24 protein-coding genes and 1 pseudogene are annotated in these 20,676 nt (G+C 58.3%); 17 read left to right on the top strand and 8 right to left on the bottom strand.

Translation table 11 applies throughout. The annotated features are described in order from the left end of the window. Positions 1-9 precede the first annotated feature (9 nt). A complete protein-coding gene (locus PGR6_RS15120) occupies positions 10-372 on the bottom strand; it encodes a hypothetical protein (RefSeq protein WP_064618081.1) in 363 nt (120 codons plus the stop codon). Between the two features lie 213 nt (positions 373-585). On the opposite strand from PGR6_RS15120, the gene ku reads away from it, so the two are divergent. Then, the gene (gene ku, locus PGR6_RS15125; RefSeq protein ID WP_064618083.1) at positions 586-1,446 is read left to right on the top strand and encodes a non-homologous end joining protein Ku; all 861 of its coding nucleotides are present in this window, start codon (positions 586-588) and stop codon (positions 1,444-1,446) included. 80 nt (positions 1,447-1,526) lie between these two features. Here the strand turns inward: ku and lpxO are convergent, their stop codons facing one another. Next, complete coding sequence (lpxO, locus tag PGR6_RS15130) at positions 1,527-2,426, bottom strand: lipid A hydroxylase LpxO (RefSeq protein ID WP_064621284.1); 900 nt, start codon at positions 2,424-2,426, stop codon at positions 1,527-1,529. A 234-nt stretch (positions 2,427-2,660) separates the two neighbouring features. Between lpxO and PGR6_RS15135 the strand changes: the two genes are divergently transcribed. Further along, entirely contained in the window at positions 2,661-3,338 is a 678-nt protein-coding gene (locus PGR6_RS15135; RefSeq protein WP_028940522.1) for an SOS response-associated peptidase family protein, read from the top strand. Positions 3,339-3,520: 182 nt separating this feature from the next. Further along, positions 3,521-3,733: a hypothetical protein gene (locus tag PGR6_RS30430; protein ID WP_081626507.1), complete on the top strand. Its 213-nt coding sequence runs from the start codon at positions 3,521-3,523 to the stop codon at positions 3,731-3,733. On the opposite strand, the gene PGR6_RS15140 is transcribed toward PGR6_RS30430, so the two are convergent. Then, the gene (locus PGR6_RS15140) at positions 3,703-4,044 is read right to left on the bottom strand and encodes a hypothetical protein (RefSeq protein WP_064618085.1); all 342 of its coding nucleotides are present in this window, start codon (positions 4,042-4,044) and stop codon (positions 3,703-3,705) included. The two genes, PGR6_RS30430 and PGR6_RS15140, sit on opposite strands and share 31 nt — an antisense overlap. Positions 4,045-4,198: 154 nt before the next feature. Here PGR6_RS15140 and dapF point away from each other — a divergent pair, with 154 nt between their 5' ends. Beyond that, positions 4,199-5,017, top strand: coding sequence for a diaminopimelate epimerase (dapF, locus tag PGR6_RS15145; protein WP_064618087.1), 819 nt, complete (start codon positions 4,199-4,201; stop codon positions 5,015-5,017). A 39-nt stretch (positions 5,018-5,056) separates the two neighbouring features. Here dapF and PGR6_RS29425 read toward each other — a convergent pair whose 3' ends face one another. Continuing rightward, positions 5,057-5,338, bottom strand: a complete 282-nt coding sequence (locus PGR6_RS29425; protein WP_081626508.1) for an excalibur calcium-binding domain-containing protein — start codon at positions 5,336-5,338, stop codon at positions 5,057-5,059. Positions 5,339-5,686: 348 nt separating this feature from the next. Here PGR6_RS29425 and PGR6_RS30435 point away from each other — a divergent pair. The 3 genes and pseudogenes from PGR6_RS30435 to PGR6_RS15155 all read left to right on the top strand — a co-directional run. Next, a pseudogene (locus PGR6_RS30435) lies at positions 5,687-5,958 on the top strand (hypothetical protein); the annotation flags it as partial. After that, positions 5,942-7,531, top strand: a complete 1,590-nt coding sequence (locus tag PGR6_RS15150) for an ABC-F family ATPase (RefSeq protein ID WP_026286413.1) — start codon at positions 5,942-5,944, stop codon at positions 7,529-7,531. The pseudogene PGR6_RS30435 and the gene PGR6_RS15150, both read left to right, overlap by 17 nt. Before the next feature lie 169 nt (positions 7,532-7,700). After that, the gene (locus PGR6_RS15155; RefSeq protein WP_064618089.1) at positions 7,701-8,894 is read left to right on the top strand and encodes an MFS transporter; all 1,194 of its coding nucleotides are present in this window, start codon (positions 7,701-7,703) and stop codon (positions 8,892-8,894) included. A 1-nt stretch (position 8,895) separates the two neighbouring features. Here the strand turns inward: PGR6_RS15155 and PGR6_RS15160 are convergent, their stop codons facing one another. Then, the gene (locus tag PGR6_RS15160; RefSeq protein WP_018926067.1) at positions 8,896-9,933 is read right to left on the bottom strand and encodes an alpha/beta hydrolase family protein; all 1,038 of its coding nucleotides are present in this window, start codon (positions 9,931-9,933) and stop codon (positions 8,896-8,898) included. A 169-nt stretch (positions 9,934-10,102) separates the two neighbouring features. Then, positions 10,103-10,714 carry an FMN-dependent NADH-azoreductase gene (locus tag PGR6_RS15165; protein ID WP_064618091.1) on the bottom strand — a complete coding sequence of 204 codons (612 nt, stop codon included), beginning with the start codon at positions 10,712-10,714 and terminating at the stop codon, positions 10,103-10,105. A gap of 130 nt (positions 10,715-10,844) precedes the next feature. On the opposite strand from PGR6_RS15165, the gene PGR6_RS15170 reads away from it, so the two are divergent. Both PGR6_RS15170 and PGR6_RS15175 read left to right on the top strand, forming a co-directional pair. Next, the gene (locus PGR6_RS15170) at positions 10,845-11,753 is read left to right on the top strand and encodes a LysR substrate-binding domain-containing protein (protein ID WP_018926069.1); all 909 of its coding nucleotides are present in this window, start codon (positions 10,845-10,847) and stop codon (positions 11,751-11,753) included. Further along, positions 11,750-12,109 (top strand): MmcQ/YjbR family DNA-binding protein, encoded by a 360-nt coding sequence (locus tag PGR6_RS15175; protein ID WP_026286414.1) that lies wholly within the window; start codon positions 11,750-11,752, stop codon positions 12,107-12,109. Before PGR6_RS15170 ends, PGR6_RS15175 begins: the two co-directional genes overlap by 4 nt. Positions 12,110-12,160: 51 nt before the next feature. Here the strand turns inward: PGR6_RS15175 and PGR6_RS15180 are convergent, their stop codons facing one another. Next, the gene (locus PGR6_RS15180) at positions 12,161-12,589 is read right to left on the bottom strand and encodes a DUF1294 domain-containing protein (protein WP_018926071.1); all 429 of its coding nucleotides are present in this window, start codon (positions 12,587-12,589) and stop codon (positions 12,161-12,163) included. After that, entirely contained in the window at positions 12,586-13,416 is an 831-nt protein-coding gene (locus PGR6_RS15185) for an undecaprenyl-diphosphate phosphatase (protein ID WP_026286415.1), read from the bottom strand. Before PGR6_RS15185 ends, PGR6_RS15180 begins: the two co-directional genes overlap by 4 nt. A gap of 294 nt (positions 13,417-13,710) precedes the next feature. On the opposite strand from PGR6_RS15185, the gene PGR6_RS15190 reads away from it, so the two are divergent. The 8 genes from PGR6_RS15190 to PGR6_RS15225 all read left to right on the top strand — a co-directional run bounded on the left by PGR6_RS15190 (position 13,711) and on the right by PGR6_RS15225 (position 20,630). Next, positions 13,711-15,345 carry a methyl-accepting chemotaxis protein gene (locus PGR6_RS15190; protein ID WP_064618094.1) on the top strand — a complete coding sequence of 545 codons (1,635 nt, stop codon included), beginning with the start codon at positions 13,711-13,713 and terminating at the stop codon, positions 15,343-15,345. Between the two features lie 238 nt (positions 15,346-15,583). Beyond that, positions 15,584-16,147 carry a nicotinamide riboside transporter PnuC gene (gene pnuC / locus PGR6_RS15195; protein ID WP_064618096.1) on the top strand — a complete coding sequence of 188 codons (564 nt, stop codon included), beginning with the start codon at positions 15,584-15,586 and terminating at the stop codon, positions 16,145-16,147. Beyond that, positions 16,144-16,668, top strand: a complete 525-nt coding sequence (locus PGR6_RS15200; protein WP_064618099.1) for an AAA family ATPase — start codon at positions 16,144-16,146, stop codon at positions 16,666-16,668. Before pnuC ends, PGR6_RS15200 begins: the two co-directional genes overlap by 4 nt. Before the next feature lie 371 nt (positions 16,669-17,039). Next, positions 17,040-17,492 (top strand): hypothetical protein, encoded by a 453-nt coding sequence (locus PGR6_RS15205; protein WP_064618101.1) that lies wholly within the window; start codon positions 17,040-17,042, stop codon positions 17,490-17,492. A 1-nt stretch (position 17,493) separates the two neighbouring features. After that, on the top strand, positions 17,494-18,087 hold the full coding sequence (locus tag PGR6_RS15210; protein ID WP_018926077.1) for a hypothetical protein: 594 nt from the start codon (positions 17,494-17,496) through the stop codon (positions 18,085-18,087). Positions 18,088-18,151: 64 nt separating this feature from the next. After that, positions 18,152-19,090 (top strand): hypothetical protein, encoded by a 939-nt coding sequence (locus PGR6_RS15215; RefSeq protein ID WP_064618103.1) that lies wholly within the window; start codon positions 18,152-18,154, stop codon positions 19,088-19,090. 67 nt (positions 19,091-19,157) lie between these two features. Beyond that, on the top strand, positions 19,158-19,838 hold the full coding sequence (locus tag PGR6_RS15220; protein WP_018926079.1) for a C39 family peptidase: 681 nt from the start codon (positions 19,158-19,160) through the stop codon (positions 19,836-19,838). Between the two features lie 45 nt (positions 19,839-19,883). Further along, positions 19,884-20,630, top strand: a complete 747-nt coding sequence (locus PGR6_RS15225) for a hypothetical protein (RefSeq protein ID WP_064618105.1) — start codon at positions 19,884-19,886, stop codon at positions 20,628-20,630. Positions 20,631-20,676 lie beyond the last annotated feature (46 nt).

The raw sequence follows: 20,676 nt of genomic DNA on the forward strand, positions 1-20,676 counted from the left end.
TCCTGCCGTTCAACGGTTGCTGGTGTCTGCGTCCCGATGAGGTGGATTGGGTATGAATGTCGGTGGGCTGGCGGGAGCCTGGCGATCCTGCGGATAACGGTTGCCGATACCGCCGTTCTCCAGGGTCGGTGGTCGCGGCGCAGGCGCCGTACTCGGCCCGCGGATCACCGGGATGCCGGGTCGCGTGCCTTGCATGCTGTTGGGATTGGCCCGGCGGATCGGGTTGTTGTAAGGATTGTTATTGGTGCTGCCCGGCAGGTTCTGGACCAGCAGCAAGGGCGAGGATGGCGGAGCGGCGGCATCGGCCAGGGCCAGGCTGCTCAGCACGCCACTCAATACCAGTGTGATGACGCCGAACACACATCGGTTCATGGAAACCTCTCTAAAAGCGCGTGCAACGCTTCATGGATGAATAGAGCCACGCTACGCCCGGGGTTCGGATTTGTTAACTAAAACCTCCTTCAGAAGATGTAACACCAGTTGACTGCACCGTCGATCAGCCCGCAAAAGCGGGTCGCAGCCGACTGAAACTTTCCCCCGGGCAACAGGTCACCTGAACATCAATGGGCTGACGAGAACACGACGATGGCACGGGCAATCTGGAAAGGCGCAATCAGTTTCGGTCTGGTGCACATCCCCGTGGCGCTGGTCTCGGCGACGTCTTCCCGCGGGATCGATTTCAACTGGCTCGACAGTCGCAGCATGGAGCCGGTGGGCTATAAACGCGTCAATAAGGTCACTGGCAAGGAGGTCACCCAGGCGCACATCGTCAAAGGGGTCGAGTACGAAAAGGGTCGTTACGTGGTGCTCAGCGAAGAGGACATTCGCTCGGCCCATCCACTGTCGACCCAAACCATCGACATTTTTGCCTTTGTCGACAGCAAGCAGATCCCCCTGCAAAACATCGACACCCCCTATTACCTGGCGCCGGACAAACGCGGTGGCAAGGTCTATGCGCTGTTACGCGAAACCCTCAGCAAAACCGGCAAGGTCGCCCTCGCCCGTGTGGTGTTGCATACCCGCCAGCACCTGGCGGCCGTCATGCCGCTGGAATCGGCCCTGGTTCTGGTGATGCTGCGCTGGCCGGCCGAAGTGCGCAGCCTGGATCAATTGGAGTTGGGCAGTGAAGTGACCAGGCCGGACCTGGCCAAGGGCGAGCTGGAGATGGCCAAACGGCTGGTGGAGGATATGAGCGCCGACTGGACACCCGAGGAGTACCGCGACAGCTTCGAAGACAAGATCATGGCGCTGGTTGAGCAGAAGGCGAATGAAGGCAAGATCGAAATCGTCGAAACCGCTACGGGCGAGGACGAACGCAGGACCGCGGATGTGATCGATCTGACTGAACTGCTCAAGCGCAGCCTCGGTGCCAGGAGTGCCGGTAAAACGGCAGAAAAAGCCAAAGCGAGCACAGATAAAAAAGCCACGAAGCGTTCTCGTGGCTGATCGGTGAGTGGAGTGCCCATACGTTATGCGGTGAAAATACTGGCCTGCTTGCAATGACTAAATGCGCCGCAAAGCAAAACTCAGATCAGCACAAAAATCGCCAGCAACCCGCCAAAAATCGCCCACTTCTCCAGGTAATAGCGAGCGCGGTTACGCTTTTTGAGTGCTTTGCCGCGCAGGCGAACCGTGTAGATTTTGGCAAACAATCGGTTGATAGCACCGGTCTTGTCACCCGCATCGTTCGGTGCCCCCGCCGCCGCCATCACTGTGCGGCTGAACCAGCGGTTGAACGCCGCCGCCCAGCGATACTTCATCGGCCGTTCGACGTCGCAGAACAGGATGATGCGGTTCTGCTGGGTGCTGTTTTCAGCGTAATGAATGAACGTTTCATCGAACATCACCGCTTCGCCGTCACGCCAATGGTAACTCTCACCGTCGACGTTGATATAGCAACCGGCATCGTTCGGCGTTTCCAGCCCCAAGTGATAACGGTACGAGCCGGCATACGGATCGCGGTGGCGGACCAGTTTGGAACCCGGTGGCAGTTCGGCAAACATCGCTGCCTTGATCGAGCCAATGCTTTGCACCAGTTCAGTAGTACGCGGGCAGAGCTTCGCGGCCGATGAGTGACTGTCGCCATACCACTTGAGATAGAAACGCTTCCAGCCACTTTTGAAAAACGAGTTGAAACCAACGTCGTCGTACTGATTCGAGCGCTTGATCTCCCCGGCCTTGAGCAGGTTCTGGCCTTCGGCGCGAATCTCTTCCCAATGAGCCTGCAAAGGGCTCAAGTCAGGAAAGTCCGCCGGATTGAGATAAGGCCGATTGGGGATTTTCGAGAACATATAAAGGAAGCAATTGATCGGCGCCAGAAACGTCGAGTGGTCGCTTAGTTGGCGGCCTGGTTTGTGGCGCACCTTACCGCGCAAGTGGACATACGCGATGGAGATGACATAGATAGCGGCAATAATGAGTTTCACGGAAATCGTCACACGTCTGAAATGAACAAAGTGCGTCCCGATGGCGCGTTCTTGAGCCATGCCGACAATCGACATGGGGGCGAAAGATGTCATTTTAGCCATACTTTGTAACCAATAGTTAACCTTCAACTGTGAAAATGTGTCTACTCATGCCCGCCAAAACGCCACGCGGCTTTAACGCCCTATTAGTTCAAAGGATCGTCTAAGCTCAGATGTAAGCATGAGGGCTCAGCCATGTGCGGACGACTTTCGCAGTACCGAGGCATTCACGACTTCGTCAAGGCGCTGAGCATGCCCAACGCCTTGGTCAACAATGCCGGCGATCAGCCATTCGAGCTCTACAACGCCGCACCGACGACTCAGCTCGCCCTCTTCCACCAGGAAGGCGACGTGCTGCACGCCGACAGGGTTCGCTGGGGCTGGCGGCCGCATTGGTCCGAAGAACACCCTATGCCGATCAATGCCAGGGTCGAGAAAGTCAGTCACGGCCCATTTTTCAAAGCCATATGGCCGCACCGGGCGATCGTTGCCATCGATAACTGGTTTGAATGGGTTTACGAGGGCGGCCCGAAGAAGCAGCCCTACCTCATCCGCCGCAAGGATCGCGCACCGATCCTGTGCGCGGCGATCGGTCAATACCCAAGGTACGAACATCAGCCGGACGAACATGACGGCTTCGTGATCATCACCGCCGACAGCAAGGGCGGCATGGTGGATGTTCATGATCGCCAGCCGGTGACGCTGAATGCCGAACTGGCCCGGGAATGGCTGGACCCGGCCACGCCGAAAGAGCGAGCCGAGCAGATAGTACTGTCGCAGGGCGAGCCGGCCGAGACATTCGAGTGGTTCAAGGTTGATCAAGCCGTGGGCAATGTGCACAACGATGGCCCTGGACTGATCGAACCTATCTGAACATCGCGCGACACCATTCGTCGCATGGAAAGCGTGGCGCGGAATACGCGTCAATGTCTGGCTTAGGGTTTGCACATGCCGGCGATAGCGGCCCCAGAACGACGTAATTCTGACGCGGCGGCATTCACATTAACGTTTAAGGACTCCAGCGATACGCTTGGTCAGTCACCGGGAGATGTAACGTGTCAACTCTCAACGAAATCGCAGCGAACCACGCGAGAATGGCTAAGGCAAAGGAAGAAGAGTCGACCGGGCTGAGTGAGCGCCCCCCTCAAATAGTGGGCAGTTTCGAAATCACATGCATTGATGAGCAACAGCACATTCCACTGCACCTGATCACTGGCGTACAGGACAACCACCATCATTACAATGGGCAGATAGCAACAACGTCATAACCACTGTCTGGAGAAGTGATCTGCACAGTCCAGCCTTGCGTAAAAGTCATCTCGTGATACTCGACGATGGCGCTGATTTCCGGGCAAAGCTTTTTGGCGTCCTCTGGAGAACGGTCTACCGAGATATTGACCGTACGATCCTCGGCCGAGAATTCGGAGGCCTGGGTCAAGGCATCATTGCCATCGAGGATTTTGCAGAGCAATGAAGCGTTTTCGGCGGACTCATCCGTAGCGCTGGAGTCAGCGTATTGAGCCGTCACAATCGTCAGGAAACAGAACATACCTGCTGCGAATTTGTTTCTCACTTCCATGTTCCTTGGGTGGGGGATGGAATACTAATTCAAGAGTCGATCAATCGTTATCGGTTTCGAGGGCCGGTGTTTTTCTTTACCCGCTCACGGCTTGCAAAGGTTATGTGATTGGGGCTAGATCGTTCTCAAACGCCAGTTCGCCCAGGATCTATATATGCCGCTGAGTTTTCATAAAATGCACGCCAATGGCGATGACTTCGTCATTGTGGACTCGCGAAACTCGGCCAATCCAGTGACAAGTAGTTTGGCTCGGCGAATGGGTGATCGGAACCGAGGCGTCGGATTCAATCAACTCGCAGCAGTGCTTGATTGCGATGATGCCGATGCCCGCTTGATGTTTTGGAATGCAGATGGCTCCACGCTGGATGCTTGTGGCAGCGCAACGCGGGGTGCCGCGGACATGCTGATGCGCGAATCCAATATGACTTCGATAGCGCTGCGAACCAACCGTGGCCTACTCACTTGCGAACGAACTTCAGCCGGCGCAATTTCGGTCAACATGGGCGAGCCGCTTTTCGGCTGGTCGGATATTCCCCTGGCTCAGGAACTGGACACTGCTGTCTTGCCACTGGCTGGTGGCCCGGCAGCTTGCAGCATGGGCAATCCTCACTGCACCTATTTTGTGGATGATCTGACAGCCATTGATATAGCGACCATCGGACCGACCATTGAAACCGACCCACTGTTTCCTCTCAGGACGAACGTGCATTTCGTCCAGATCATTAACCGACAACACATACGGTTGCGCATTTGGGAGCGCTGGGGTGGTATTCCGCTTGGTTCAGGCTCTTGCTCTTGTGGCGCCGCTGTCAGCGGAATTCGTCGTGGTTTATTAGACCATTCCGTTGAGGTTGAATGTGATGGCGGCACCGTAACGGTTCAATGGGATGGCGTGGGCCCGGTCTTTCTCATCGGGCCGGTAAAGACTATTTTTTCGGGAACAATCACGGACAACTTATTACAAGTTTTGTAGCCGTCAGGCCCGTTTATTCTCCTTGTCCCGCGGCAAAAGTCATTGGCACCACTGCGACTCACAGGGCACGCCATCGTTGTCGCCATCCATTTTCATTCCCGGACAATTTTGCAGAAATTTTTTGGCCTCTGCACACGAGGTCATCTGCGAGCAATATTGGCGTCCGTCACATTTGAATGGCGCAGAAACAGGTTTCGGCGCAGTCGCGACTGTAGGGGTTACTTTCGGGGGCGGTAGCTTGGCTTCAACCCAAGGTTGTAACTCGGGGGAAAGCTTCCAGGCCAACAAACCAATGATTAACACGACCAAAATCAGTTTCATTTGATTCATCCGAGACTAGAGGCCGTTTATATTCTAGTCGCTTAGAACGAATCATCTGGCAAGAGCAACCAAAGCCTCGATGCCCTGGAGAGAGACTGCCGCCTCATGCGGCGTGGAGAGATAAATCCGAATAGGTGCCCACCCTGACCAAGTGCTGGCCATTCAGCAATCCTTCTGAAAGACACCTGGCCGGGCAAGCGCTGCCGACTTTACCCAGAGCAGCGCCCAGTGTCCCTAACACAACGCTGAACAAAAATAACATTGGCGTGTAATCAAGGATTTGCGCAGCGTTTCGCCACCCACCAGGATGAACCATCCCCTCTGGCAGACCCAAGCAGCGGGGCCAACCTGAAGAAGCTCGCGACACGTTATCGCGCGCCGTACAACTGCCGTCACACTTATGCGACAATATGCAGAATGTCTGGCATGAATCCCGCCTTTATTGCCCAACAGCTTGGACAAGCGTCCAGATGCTGCTCTCGACTTATGCGCGCCGGTTGAAGTCTAGCGGTGACTGGGGAGAGATGGAGAAACTCCAAAACGCCCCAGGTATGGCCCAAGCGCCAAAATGCGCAGCTCGCAACCCATTGATAGGTAAAGTAATTGATCTCCACAGCTAACATCACGATGCAGTTCGGCGCCAAGCCGCTATTCGAAAACGTTTCGGTCAAATTCGGCGCGGGCAACCGCTACGGCCTGATCGGCGCCAACGGTTGCGGCAAGTCGACTTTCATGAAAATCCTCGGTGGCGATCTCGAGCCGTCCGGTGGCCAGGTCATGCTTGAGCCGAACGTGCGTCTGGGTAAATTGCGTCAAGACCAGTTCGCCTACGAAGAATTCACCGTGATCGATACCGTGATCATGGGTCACGAAGAGCTGTGGAAGGTCAAGGCCGAGCGCGATCGCATCTATTCGCTGCCGGAAATGACCGAAGAAGACGGCATGGCCGTGGCCGAGCTGGAAACCGAATTCGCCGAAATGGACGGCTACACCGCCGAGTCCCGTGCCGGCGAGCTGTTGCTGGGCCTGGGTATCGGCATCGAGCAGCACTTCGGACCGATGAGTGAAGTGTCGCCGGGCTGGAAACTGCGCGTGTTGCTGGCGCAGGCGCTGTTCTCCGATCCTGAAGTGCTGTTGCTCGACGAACCGACCAACCACCTGGACATCAACACCATCCGCTGGCTGGAAAACGTACTGACCCAGCGCTCCAGCCTGATGATCATCATCTCCCACGACCGTCACTTCCTGAACAGCGTGTGCACGCACATGGCTGACCTGGATTACGGCGAGCTGCGCCTGTTCCCAGGCAACTACGACGAGTACATGACCGTGGCGACCCAGTCCCGCGAGCAACTGCTGTCGGACAACGCCAAGAAGAAAGCGCAGATCTCGGAACTGCAATCGTTCGTCAGCCGCTTCTCGGCCAACGCCTCGAAAGCCAAGCAGGCAACTTCCCGCGCCAAGCAGATCGACAAGATCCAGCTGGCCGAAGTCAAACCTTCGAGCCGTGTCAGCCCGTTCATTCGTTTCGAGCAGACCAAAAAGCTGCACCGTCAGGCGGTCATCGTCGAGCGCATGGCCAAAGGCTTCGACGGCAAGACCCTGTTCAAGGACTTCAGCTTCACCGTTGAAGCCGGCGAGCGCGTGGCGATCATCGGCCCGAACGGTATCGGTAAAACCACCCTGCTGCGCACCCTGGTCAACGAACTGACCCCGGACGCCGGCACCGTGAAATGGACCGACGCCGCCGAGCTGGGCTACTACGCCCAGGACCACGCGCACGACTTCGAAGACGACTGCAACCTGTTCGACTGGATGGGCCAATGGACCCAGGGCGGCGAGCAACTGGTTCGCGGCACCCTCGGGCGCATGCTGTTCTCCAACGACGAGATCCTCAAGTCGGTCAAGGTCATCTCCGGTGGTGAGCAAGGTCGCATGCTGTTCGGCAAGCTGATCCTGCAAAAGCCGAACGTGCTGGTAATGGACGAACCGACCAACCACTTGGACATGGAATCCATCGAGGCGCTGAACCTGGCGCTGGAGAACTACCCGGGCACGCTGATTTTCGTCAGCCACGACCGTGAGTTCGTATCGTCCCTGGCCACCCGCATCATCGAGTTGAGCGCCGATGGCGTGATCGACTTCAGCGGCACCTATGACGACTACCTGCGTAGTCAGGGTGTGTTGATGTAAGGCGGCTTCTGGCTGCAAATGGAAAGCCCCGTCCTGGTGACGGGGCTTTTTGCATTTCAGATTGATCCACTTACTGCCGATCTGTCATCCACATCGTTAGCCTGCTTTCTTTTATTTCACGCCCGCGCCATGATGCAGTTCTCCTACCGCCGCCCGCGATCGAGCTCTCATGTCTGTGCAGCAACTGCCCCCGCAAAGCTCCATGGCGATCACCCTGCAGATCGTTTCCATCGTTTTCTATACCTTTATTGCCTTCCTCTGCATCGGCCTGCCGATTGCCGTGTTGCCGGGGTATGTGCATGAACAGTTGGGGTTCAGCGCCATCGTTGCGGGGCTGACCATCGGTTCGCAATACCTGGCCACCCTGCTCAGCCGTCCGATGGCCGGGCGCTTGTCGGACAGCGTCGGCACCAAACGGGCAATTGTTTACGGGTTGTCGGGGATTGTGTTGAGCGGCGTGCTGACGCTGCTGTCGACCCTGCTGCAAAGTTTGCCGCTGTTGAGCCTGATCATCCTGATCGCTGGCCGGTTGTTGCTGGGGATCGCCCAAGGGTTGATCGGAGTCGGCACCATCAGTTGGTGCATGGGCCAGGTCGGTGTCGAGCACACGGCACGTTCGATTTCCTGGAACGGGATTGCCTCATACGGCGCCATTGCCATTGGCGCACCGTTGGGCGTGGTGATGGTCGCTGAATTGGGCTTCGCCAGCCTCGGGATCGTGCTGTCGTTACTGGCCCTGTTGGCACTGCTGTTGATCCGCAACAAACCCTCGGTGCCAGTGATTCGCGGCGAGCGGCTGCCGTTTTGGGCGGTATTCGGGCGCATTGCCCCTTTCGGCGCGAGCCTGAGCCTGGCGTCTATCGGCTACGGCACGCTCACCACTTTTATTACCCTGTATTACGCCAGTCGTAGCTGGACGGGAGCGGCTTACTGCCTGACGGTGTTTGGGGTGTGTTTTATTCTGTCGCGGCTGTTGTTCATTTCCAGCATCAGCCGTTTCGGCGGCTTCACCTCGGCCATTGCCTGCATGAGCATTGAAACCGTGGGGCTGGTCCTGTTGTGGCTGGCGCCCTCGACCGTTTACGCCTTGATTGGCGCAGGCCTGACCGGCTTCGGCCTGTCGCTGGTCTATCCGGCGCTGGGCGTGGAAGCGATCAAGCAGGTGCCCAATTCCAGTCGCGGCGCGGGTTTGAGTGCTTATGCGGTGTTTTTCGATCTGGCGCTGGCGATTGCCGGGCCGTTGATGGGCGCGGTGGCGTTGAACCTGGGGTATGCGTGGATTTTCTTCAGTGCGGCGTTGTTGTCCGTGACTGGACTCGGTTTGACCTTGTTACTGAAACACCGCGCCATCGGCCAGGATTGATTTATTGATCCGCGGTTTGCATGCCGGCCCGACTCGGTTTGCCCAGGGCATGGGAGAAGAAACGTCCGGCTTCGGAGATCAGGTTGCGGTGAATGTCCTTGCGGTCGACGCCGTCGGCATCGGTGCACAGCGCCGGCATGGCGGCGATCTGTTCTTCGTTGCACGGTGCCAGGAACACAAAATGCCCTGCCCCGGCCAGCAATTTGAAATCCGGTGCAGTCGGCAGTTTGCGCGCCAGCGCTGCGGCGTTTTTGTCGAACGCCACCAGTTTGTCGCCATCGCCGCTGTATAGCAGCACCGGCACATGCACGTCGGCCAGGGTCTGGCGGCCGAATTTCAGACTCAGCGGTGCCATCAACAACAAGGCATGCACTCGTGGGTCTGGCACAGGCTGCAAGTCATCGCGGTCGACGATCAATTCACCTTGTGTGTTGCAGGCATCATGATCGTCCGGGCGCTCATGGCAATAACGGCGCAGACGGTCCAGGTCCGGCGTGGCGCCGGACAGGATCAACGCGGTCTCACCGCCCGCCGAATAGCCGATCACCCCGACCTGATCGGCATTGACGAAGGGCGCCAGCATACGGTCGCCCAAGGTCGCGGTAATGGCTTCGGAAATCTGGATCGGCCGCCCGTAAAGATTGCTCAAGGTGCCGAGGCGGCTGTGGTCTTTGGAGTTGTCGCCGGGATGGATCACCGCCACCACCACAAACCCCTTGCGTGCCAGCGAGGTGGCCAGATCGTGCAGGGCCAGCGGGGTTCCGGTGTTGCCATGGGACAGCATCAACATCGGGAAGCGTCCGATGGCGACTTTGGTGTCTTCACCGGCTTCGACCGTGTAACCCTCGAGCTTGCTGGAATGTTCCCTCTCACTGGACGGATAAAAGGCGATGGCGCGCATCGGCTGCAAGTCCAGCGGATCGAGGAACGTCATCTCATGGAAACCGACGCTCCAGTGAGGAAACAGCACAGGCGCGGCGTGCACTGAATTCAGGCTGCCGAACAGGCAAATCAGTAATGTTGCACAAAGACGCACCATGGGATGCCCCACCTTATTACCTGACCGCAGATATTAACCCTCGACTGCATAACCTGGGCCAGAAACTGATCGCCGCCAGAAACAAAAAACTCTGTACCTGGCCATCACGATGACCAGAATACAGAGTTTCAGGGGTATTGCCCGAGCTGTTTACGACTTTACGCAAGCCTTACGCGGCGGCGAACAGTTGTTCGCTGATTTGCGCCTGAGCGTCGCTCATGGCTTTGCTGCGTACTTCATCACCGTAGGCCAGGCCATGGGCGCGGACGAACTCGATGTCGGTGATACCGAGGAAGCCGAACATCACCTTCAAGTACTCTTCGTGAGCAGTGCCGGTCGGTTGGCCAGCGTGCAAACCGCCAGCCGTCGAAACGATCACCACTTTCTTGCCGCCGCACAGGCCTTCAGGGCCGGCTTCGGTGTAGCGGAAAGTCTGGCCGGCTACGGCGATGCGGTCGATCCAGGCCTTGAGTTGGGTCGGGATAGTGAAGTTGTACATCGGCGCTGCAATCACGACGGCATCGGCGGCGAGGAATTCGGCCAAGGCCTGCGCACCCAAATCGGCTTCATGCTGTTGCGCGGCGTTGCGCAGCTCAGCGGCGGTGCCAGCGGCGACCAGCGTGGCGGCGGAAAAATGGCTGATGGCATCGGCGGCCAGGTCGCGGTAAGTCACCACAACGCCAGGCTCGGCGGCTTGCCAGGCTTTGACGACTTCACCGCTCAACTGACGGGAAGCCGAGTTGTCACCCAGAATGCTCGAATCGATATGCAGTAATTTCATGTGGGATCTCCAAGGTGAGGATCGCCACCCGGCGATCTGATGGAAACAATCCTACCAACGAAACCAATAGCTGATTAGCTGGCAATAATGCGATAGTTCGTCCCACTGATAGAACAGCTGGATTTAAATCATGCAAGATCTCAACGACCTCTACTACTTCGCCAAGGTGGTCGAGGCCGGCGGCTTCGCGGCGGCCGGGCGTTTGCTCGGGATTCCCAAGTCTCGGTTGTCACGACGCATCGCCGAACTGGAAGAACGCCTGGGCGCGCGTCTGTTGCAACGCACCACCCGCCAACTCAACCTGACCGCTGTGGGCGAGCGCTACTTGCGACACTGTCAGGCGATGCTGCTGGAGGCCGAGATGGCCGACGAAGCGGTGGCCAGCATGTCCAGCGAACCCCGGGGGCGGCTGCGGGTTTCCTGCCCGGTGGGGTTGGCCCACGACATGTTCCCGTCGGTGATCAGCAAGTTCCTGGAGAAATTCCCGCAGGTTCAGCTGGAGATGCTGCTGCTCAATCGCCGGGTTGACCTGGTGACCGAAGGCGTCGATGTCGCCTTGAGAGTGCGGGAACTGGGAGATGAAGACCCACTGCTGGTCACCCGCCGCTTACGTCAGGCGCAGACTGTCATGGTCGCCAGCCCGGCGTTTCTTCGCGAGCGGCAGATCAAGACCCCGGACGACTTGAAAAACGTACCGATATTGGGCGCACTGGAAGCCGATCGGCTGGTGCATCTGCGGATGCTCGACCAGCAGGGCAAGGCCTGTGAAATGACATTCGAAGCCCGATTGGGCATCGACGATTTTCTCGTGCGCAAGGCGTGTACCCTGTCCGGGCTGGGTTTCACCGTGTTACCGATGATGTATTGCGAGCAGGAACTGGAAAACGGCTCACTGGTGCAGCTGCTACCTGACTGGTCATTGCCGGGCGGTTGGCTGCAAGCGGTCTACCCTCATCGGCGCGGGGTAATGCCGGCAGTACGCGCCTGGATCGACCATTTGATCGAATCATTCAATGCCTGTGGGGACCGACTGTTATGAAGGCAAGACCAATGAGCGAAGAGGATGTCGCGCAATTCTGCCTGGCGCTGCCCGGCGCGCGGGAGGATTACAAGTGGGGGGGCGTAAGGGTGTTTTCGATTGCCGGGAGCAAGATGTTCGCCTTGCAGAACCTGCGGGGTCAGTCCCTGGCCTTCAAGGTCGACAAGGACCTGTTCCTGGGCCATTGCGACCGACCGGGCATTCACCCGGCGCCGTATCTGGCCCGGGCGCAGTGGATCATCATGGACACGCCCTACCCGCTGGGCACCGAAGAGCTGCAAGGCTTGCTGCAACGTTCCCACCAACTGGTGGTGAGCAAGTTGCCCAAGCGCACGCAGATCGGCTTGCTGCTTTAAAACAGCTTTAAAACAGCTTTAAAACAGCTTTAGAACAGCTTTAGAACAGCTTTAGAACAGCGCGAACAGCTGAGCACCCAAAAACAACTGGTCGATCCAGAACACCTGATGCATCAGCACGATGAGCCAGAACACCAGTTGAAACGAAACCTTGCGGGTTTTGTGCCGAAACACTTGCTGGGCCAGCAAGGCACCCGGCCAACCGCCCGCCAGTTCCACCGCGTGCAAGACGTTCTCCGGCGTGCGCCAGCTGTCGGCGCGGGCCTTGTGCTTGTCGCCCCAGTACAGGAAAAACGCCAGCACGCTGACGATGCCATAGGCGGCCAGGGGAATCACCGACACCCCGCGCAGCCACAGCGACACCGAGCCAAACAACGGCACTGCGCACAGCAAAACGAACACCAGCAATTTCAACCGCAGGTTTTGAATCGCTCCCCCGGACTTGCGCCCGGGGTTGTTGCGTGCGGTGGCGTCGCTCATGGCTTGGCCGCGGTCCAGTCGACCCAACCGAACTGCCAGGTCGCCAGAATCACCAGGCCAAACACAATGCGATACCAGGCGAATGCCGCGTAGCTGTGGCTGGCGATGAACTTGAGCAGGCCCCGGACGGCGATCATCGCAAAGATAAACGCGGTGACGAAGCCGATGGCGAACACCGGGAAATCAGCCGGCACAAACAGATGGCGGTATTTATAGCCCGAGTAAACCGCTGCGCCGACCATGGTTGGCATGGCAAGGAAGAACGAAAACTCGGTGGCCGTCTTGCGCGACAACCCGAACAGCAAACCGCCGATGATCGTCGAACCGGAACGCGAGGTCCCCGGGATCATCGCCAGGCACTGGGCGAAACCGACTTTCAGGGCCTCTTTCCAGGTGATGTCATCGACGCTTTCGGCATGCACGACATGCTGCCGGCGTTCAGCCCACAACATGATAATCCCGCCCACGACCAATGCGCTGGCCACAGTGATCGGGTTGAACAGGTACTTGTGGATCAGGTCGGCGAAAATCACCCCCAATACCACGGCCGGCATGAAGGCGATCAACAGGTTCGCGGTAAAGCGTCGAGCGCTGGGCTGCGTCGGTAAACCGATGATCACGTCGAGGATCTTGCGGCGGAACTCCCAGACCACCGCCAGGATCGCGCCGAGCTGAATGATGATGTTGAAGGCCATCGCTCGTTCGCCGCCGAAATTGAGCAAGTCCGCCACAATGATCTGGTGCCCGGTACTGGAAATGGGCAAGAACTCGGTCAGCCCTTCTACAACGCCTAAAATCAATGCCTGAAAGGCTGTCCAAAGATCCATCATTCCCCCAAGAAGCCATGCCCCCAGGCATGCCCCGTTAATAATTTGTAGAGCGTTATTCGCGATCAGCGTGCGCTGAAACCCCGCGCGCACAAGATCCACACAAAACCGTAAAAATTCCGTGAAAAATCGACTTGGACTCAGGTTTTTCCGCGCGGGGCCGAAATCCTATCAGACAAGCCTCATTTACGCTGCCGCGTAATAGGACCTGAGTAGGATAGGCCCGATCGGCAACGTGTGGTTGGATGCTGGCGATCGTTTATGACAAGAACAAGAAAACGGAGTAACAGCGTTATGAACAGCTTGCGCAGTGTGTCGATCAGCCGACGCTTGTGGCTTATCTTGATCGTGGCCGTGGTGATGCTGTTGACGTTGGGCGTGTTGATGCTCAAGCAGATCCACGACGACCTCTATCAGGCCAAGGCCCAGAAGACCCAGCATGTGGTGCAGACCGCCAGTGGCATCCTGACCTACTACCACGGCCTGGAAACCGCCGGCACCCTCACCCGCGCCGCCGCGCAACAGCAGGCACTGACCGCCGTGCGTGGTTTGCGCTACGACCAGAATGACTATTTCTGGATCAACGACCTGACGCCAGTCATGGTCATGCACCCGACCAATCCAAAACTCGAAGGCCAGAACCTCTCGACGATCCGCGACCCGGACGGTTTTGCACTGTTCAACGAAATGGCCGCCATCGCCAAGGCCAAGGGCGCCGGCATGGTCAACTATCGCTGGCCGAAACCGGGCGCCAGTGCGCCGGTGGAAAAAACCTCCTACGTCAAACTGTTCGAGCCCTGGGGTTGGGTGATCGGCTCAGGCGTGTACATCGACGACATGCAGGCCGAGTTTAATGCGCAGGTCTGGAAGGCGTCTTTCGTCGGCCTGGTGATTGCCCTGATCATGGCGCTGCTGGTGATCATGATTGCCCGCAGCATCGTGCGCCCGTTGCAGGAAACCGTGAATGCCATGGCCAATATCGCCAGCGGTGAAAGCGACCTGACCCGCAGCCTTGATACCCACGGCCAGGACGAAGTCACGCAACTGGCCCGACACTTCAACGCCTTTACCGCCAAGCTGCGCCTGGTGATCAATCAGTTGCAAGTGTCCGCCGGCGCGCTGGGCCAGTCTTCCAGCGAACTGGGCAACGACGCCGCACAAGCCCAGCAACGCAGCCAGCAGCAGTCCCAGCAAATGGAACTGGTGGCGACCGCGATCAACGAAGTGACCTACGGCGTGCAGGATGTGGCGAAAAACGCCGAGCACGCGGCCAGTGAAATGCGCGATGCCGAATCTCAGGCACAGCAGGGACAGATCAATATCGATGGCAGCCTGCAGCAGATCGACAAGCTGTCTTCGACCATCGATCAAGCGGTGGAAGTGATTCGTACGCTGGCCGACGAAAGCACGCAAATCGGAAGTGTCCTGGAAGTGATTCGCTCTATCGCCGAGCAAACCAACCTGCTGGCCCTCAACGCTGCCATCGAAGCCGCCCGGGCCGGTGAGCAAGGTCGAGGGTTCGCGGTGGTCGCCGATGAAGTGCGCCTGCTGGCCCAGCGCACCCAGAAGTCGACGGCAGAAATCCAGTCGATGATCGAACGCCTGCAAAGCCATTCCGAAGCGGCGGTCAAGGTCATTGGCGACAGCAGCCGCGCCTCGCAACTGACCATCGAGCAGGCCGGCCTGGCCGGTGCCAGCCTGAATGCCATCGGCCAGGCCTTGCGCAACCTCAACGGCTTGAATGCCTCGATTGCCAGTGCAACCTTGCAGCAGGCGCATGTGGTGGAAGACATCAATCAGAACGTCACCCAGGCCGCCGGGTTGTCCCACAGCACGGCATTGGCGGCCGAGCAGTCGAGCGTGGCCAGTGTTCATCTCAAGGAATTGAGCGAACAGTTGAACGGGTTGCTCAAGCAGTTTCGCGTCTGATCACTTGTAGCAGCTGGCGCAGCCTGCGTTCGGCTGCGCAGCAGTCGTGAAATCAGACGACGCCGGTTCCAGATAGACCGTGTGCGCAGAATTTACGACGGCTTCGTCCGAATGCGGCCCACACCGAACGCAGCCTCGCAGGCTCGGCAGCTGCTACACCGGACTGCGCAAGCCGGTTCTACTTGGCCGCGCCTGCCGCTACAATCCTCCCCCCTTTCGTCTTCCCCAAGGATCCTCCATGTCCGGGCTTGAACTGTTTGCCGCCGCCCTCGGTGTGATTGCCGTCTGGCTGACGGTCAAACAGAACCCCTGGTGCTGGCCGGTCGGTCTGGTCATGGTGCTGCTGTATAGCTGGATCTTTTTCGAGGTGAAGCTGTATTCGGACATGTTGCTGCAAGTGATCTACGCCGCGTTGCAGCTTTACGGCTGGAGGCAGTGGACTCGCGCGGGCGTGACGCATGACGGGCGGCACGTCAGCCTGCTCGATGGCCAATCCGTCGCGCTCGGTCTGGCCGTGGGCGCGGTCGGCAGCCTGCTGCTGGGGGCTGCGATGGCTCACTGGACCGACGCCGCCCAGCCCTGGCTCGACGCCGCCTTGACCGGTTTCAGCCTGGTAGCACAGTTATGGATGGCGCAAAAACGCCTGCAATGCTGGCCGCTGTGGGTCGCGCTGGACGTCATCTTCGTCGGCCTGTTCATCTACAAAGAGCTATACCTGACCGCCGCCCTCTATGGGGTTTTCGCCCTGCTGGCGGTGCAAGGCTGGCGGACATGGCGCGCCGACCCGGCGTTGCGCACATGAAAGTCCTGGTGCTCACGGGCCCCGAATCGAGCGGCAAGAGCTGGCTCGCCACCGAGCTGCAACAGCAATTCGGCGGCGTTCTGGTGGGTGAATACGTGCGTTGGTTCATTGAACAGGAGGCACGGGACACCTGCCTCGCGGATATCCCCGAGATCGCCCGCGGCCAGTTGCAATGGGAAGATGATGCCCGCGCCCTTGCGCCACCGTTGCTGATTCTCGACACGCACTTGCTGAGCAACATGCTTTGGAGCCAGACCCTGTTCAGCGATTGCCCGGCCTGGCTCGAACAAGCGCTGCTAGCCCGGCATTACGACTTGCACTTGCTGTTGTCGCCTGAACTCGTCGACTGGACCGACGATGGCCAGCGCTGTCAGCCGCAGCTGGATCAACGCCGGGCTTTTTTCAACGCGACTCAAGCGTGGCTGGAGCAGCATCGGCAATCTGTTCAAGTGATCCAGGGTGACTGGGCAGAACGCCGAGCCCAAGCGTTGCAGGCCGTCACTCTGCTGCTAGATTGCTGAATTCGGCTGTAGCAGCTGCTACAGCCCCCCCAGCCCCCCAGCATTTGTTGCGATAATTTTTCAAATGCGTCCGTTTGTGAAACATACCTTTGCACTCGAACAGCCCGTTTCAGCGCTATTCATCATTGCGTCTTGATCTGTGTTAAAGCGCTGATACATCACCACGCAAGCTATGGATCCAGAGCGTTGCGCCTCCTTTTCCCCGTTATAACCCCCGCTTTTGTCTCAGGCCTGAAACAGCTCAATCAAGGATCCATTTAGCCTGATCGATAACCCCTTGAATCAAAACAACAATCAAAAAGCGGCACGACTTTCGCTCTCTCCTTCACAACGCTGATTAGGGCCAGCGCACAACAGAAGGAATCGCAGTCGTGGGGACTTTTCGTAAAGGCTTTACGCGCTTGATGCTGCTCGGATGTGCCGCCGTCTCGGTACTCAGTCTTGATGTTCAGGCTGAAGGCAATGGCGTGATCGTACTCACTCGTGATGTACAGCCCCACACCGTTGGCAGACCGCCATTCCAGAAAGACCCCTACCCGACCACTGTCAACGCCAACCCTTCGGATCGTGTCACCTCGACACTCAACAGCACCGAACTGAGCGATGGTGAGTTCGCCAGCGTGGCCAGCGGTTCGTCCATCAGCAACAACATCAATCAGAACGGGAGCGTACCCGGCAGCCTCAATGTCGTGACCAATCCCAATGGCATGCCCGGCATGAGTGCCGGTCACGGCGGCGGTAGCGGTGGCGCGATTTCGGGAACGATCAACCATGCCATGAGTTCCGGCCTCGCGCCGTTGGGCAGATTGGCGGGAGGTCAATGACATGAGCCGCTCCCTGATCCTTCTCGCCCTGGTCATCGGTGCCAGTGTGAGCCCAGGCGCCATGGCCGACTCCAGCGTTCCGGTGGTCAACACCGCCAACATTCTGGATTCCGGCGCCCGGTACAACGGCAACTTCAACGTCAACCAGGCCTCCGGCGATCAACAGCAACAGGCCAATACCCGCGCCATCGCCATCGGCACCACTGATGCCTCGGCGACCACCCGCGTCATCCAGAAACTCGACACGCCCGCCAACCCGTCGATGAACGCGACGGCCACCATCGGCGGCAACTCTTTCAGCCAAGGCAACGGTGCACTGGGTGTCAACCAGGGCGCCGGGGCCAACAACCAGATGGCCAACGCAATGCGCATCAGCATCAGTGCTGCGCCGCAAAGCGTCGACGATAGCGCCCTTTCTCAACAGAACGTGGCGTTGTTACCAAGCTCAGGGGCAACTGACGCTTCAAAAGGCAGTCGCCAGGTCGTGACAAGCGACCAGGCCTTCACCGGCAGCCGAGGAGTGATTCAGGTGAACCAGAGTGCCGGGGTGGGGAACCGAATGGCTAACACCCTGAGCATACGGGTCGCTGACTGACCCGAACGCAGTGCGATTAGAAAGTAACCAACACTTAACCAACTAATAAGCACGGAGAATCACCATGAAACCCACAATGGCTCTCAAGCCTCTGGTCTTCGCCTTGGCATCCGTCATGGCGATGGCTGCACAGGCCAGCGACAACGATCGTGGTCACCACCATCATCACGGCCCCAAAGGCCCCACCTGGGAACAACAGCTGTCAATCGACTCCGCCGCCAACGCCTATGTAGGGGACACACAGGACAGCAGCGGCAACTCGGTACTTAACCAGGGCACCAAAAACACTGCCAATGCCGACAACTCACTCAACGGTTCCAATGGCAACATGGGCGCCAACGTGGCTGGCGGTGACGGCAACCAACAAGACAACGCCGCCGCGCTGGCGACCGCCGATGAAAGTTTCATCTTCGGTTCTGCCACTGCAACGTCCAACGCCTATCAGTACAACACCGACAACTACGTCAAAAACCGCTCTACCCAAAATAACGCCACGCTCAACAATGCTGGCAACAACGGCTCCGGCAACATTGGCATCAACGTGACTGCCGGCAACTTCAACCAACAGAAAAACAACCTGGCGATTGCCGTGTCTGGCGGCCGGGTAGCAACAGCCTCGGCTGACGCTTACCAATCCACCACCGGCCTGGATGTCGACAACAAGGCTGACCGGACCCACGTCACCACCACCCTCACCGATACCACCACGTCCTCGGGCACCTTCAAGGCCAAAGGCACCGGGACGATCGACGACAGTGGCTGGGGTCACAGAGGCGATGACAAGTTCAAATTCAGCGCCGTGGGCACCTTCGATCTGGCTGGCGTCACCACCCATCAAGTGCTGACTCCAGACGGCTGGAAAAACCCGGTTGTGAACAACGCCTCCATGACCAACTCGATGAACAGCTTCTCCGGCAACAGCGGTGCCAACGTGTCGGCGGGTGTGGGCAACCAACAAAGCAACTCTCTGTCCATTGCTGCCGGCTGCAGAGCCTGCATGTAATCGCGATCGAAATGAAAGCCCCGGCAACGGGGCTTTCTTTCCATGGCTCCTCGAGGGCGTATCGATCATGCGTACGACAGCCTTTTTCGCCCTGCTGTGCCTGTGTGGCCTGACTCAGGCGGCACAGATGCCAGTCGCCGCCTTGCCTGGCGGCATGCTGGTTTACAAGCAGGTGCAAAGCGTGCGTGAGCGCAAGTTCAGCGACATCGTCGAACAAAAAACCGACTTCAGCTGCGGCGCTGCCGCACTGGCCACGGTGCTACGCCAGGCTTACTGGCTCGATGTCGATGAGGAACACATCATCAAAGGCATGCTGATCAATGCTGATCAGAACCTTGTCCGTACTCAAGGTTTCTCCATGCTGGACATGAAGCGCTACATCGAAGCAATCGGCATGCGCGCGCGTGGCTACCGGATACCGCCCGAGAAACTCGAAGCGGTGACCATTCCGGTGGTGGTGCTGATGGAAATTCGCGGCTACAAGCATTTCGTGGTGATGCAGCGGGCGGACAAGAACTGGGTCTATATCGGCGACCCGGTGCTTGGGCACAAACGCTATTCCCATGATGACTTTGTCAAAGGCTGGAACGGCATTGTCTTCGCTATCGTGGGTCCCGGTTACGATAAAACCAATGCACTGCGTAGCCCTCCGGAACCGCTGACGGCCAAGAACAAGCTGGACACATTCAACCCGGTCAAAGATGCCGAACTGATGGACTTTGGCTTCATTCAGAGCGACTTCTTCTAATCGCCCACTGATGATAGAGAGGGCCGGATGCCCCGGGAGCAGCAGATGAAAACCTCATACTGGCTGGCCGCCGCTTGCCTGGCAGCAAGCGCATCGGGTTATGCCAATGCAGGATTCAAACCCATCGAACTCAAGGACCATGAGCTCGCCGAGCTACGCGGTCGTTATGTCATGCCAGGGCGGATCATCAGCTTTGGCATCATCATGAGCAGCACCTGGCGCAATGCCAGCGGAGACCTGATCGGGGTGGCGACGGCCATGCAGATCCAGGCCTCTACCGTAAAGCCGCAACTTTACGTGTCGACCATTAAAGAAACCGGTAACGGCAGTACGCCGCCATCGGGCACCGGAAATGTGATCGGTGGCGCAGGACTGACCACTACCCAGGGAGTCACCCAAACTGTTCGCGCCGCTGGTGACGGCAATACCGCCTACAACAATGTCGCCATCAACGTCCAGGAGGCCAACCAGGCGCCGGCGCCGAGTCCCGTCCAAGGGCAGGTGCTGACGAGCGGGCAAACCATTACCGACAGCAATGCCGCCGGTAACGTCGCAGTGGCGGCCACCGGTGGTGGCGTGCAAATGGCCATCCAGGCCAACAACAACCAAGGCACAGCCATGCAACAGGCGGCTCAGGGGGGGCTGGTGCAGAACACCCGGCTTCTGGGCAACAGCAACAGGGTCAATAACCTGACGCAACTTAATGTGGTGCTTAACAACAACGGTCGAAATGCCGGAGCAGTCAACTGCAATTTGAATCAACTCAAAGCACTTCGCAGCCTGGGATATTGAACTACGCTGATGTTCGATCATCGGGCTTCATGGGGGACGGCTTATC

The organism is Pseudomonas sp. GR 6-02 (assembly GCF_001655615.1).
In the GTDB taxonomy this organism is placed as follows: domain Bacteria; phylum Pseudomonadota; class Gammaproteobacteria; order Pseudomonadales; family Pseudomonadaceae; genus Aquipseudomonas.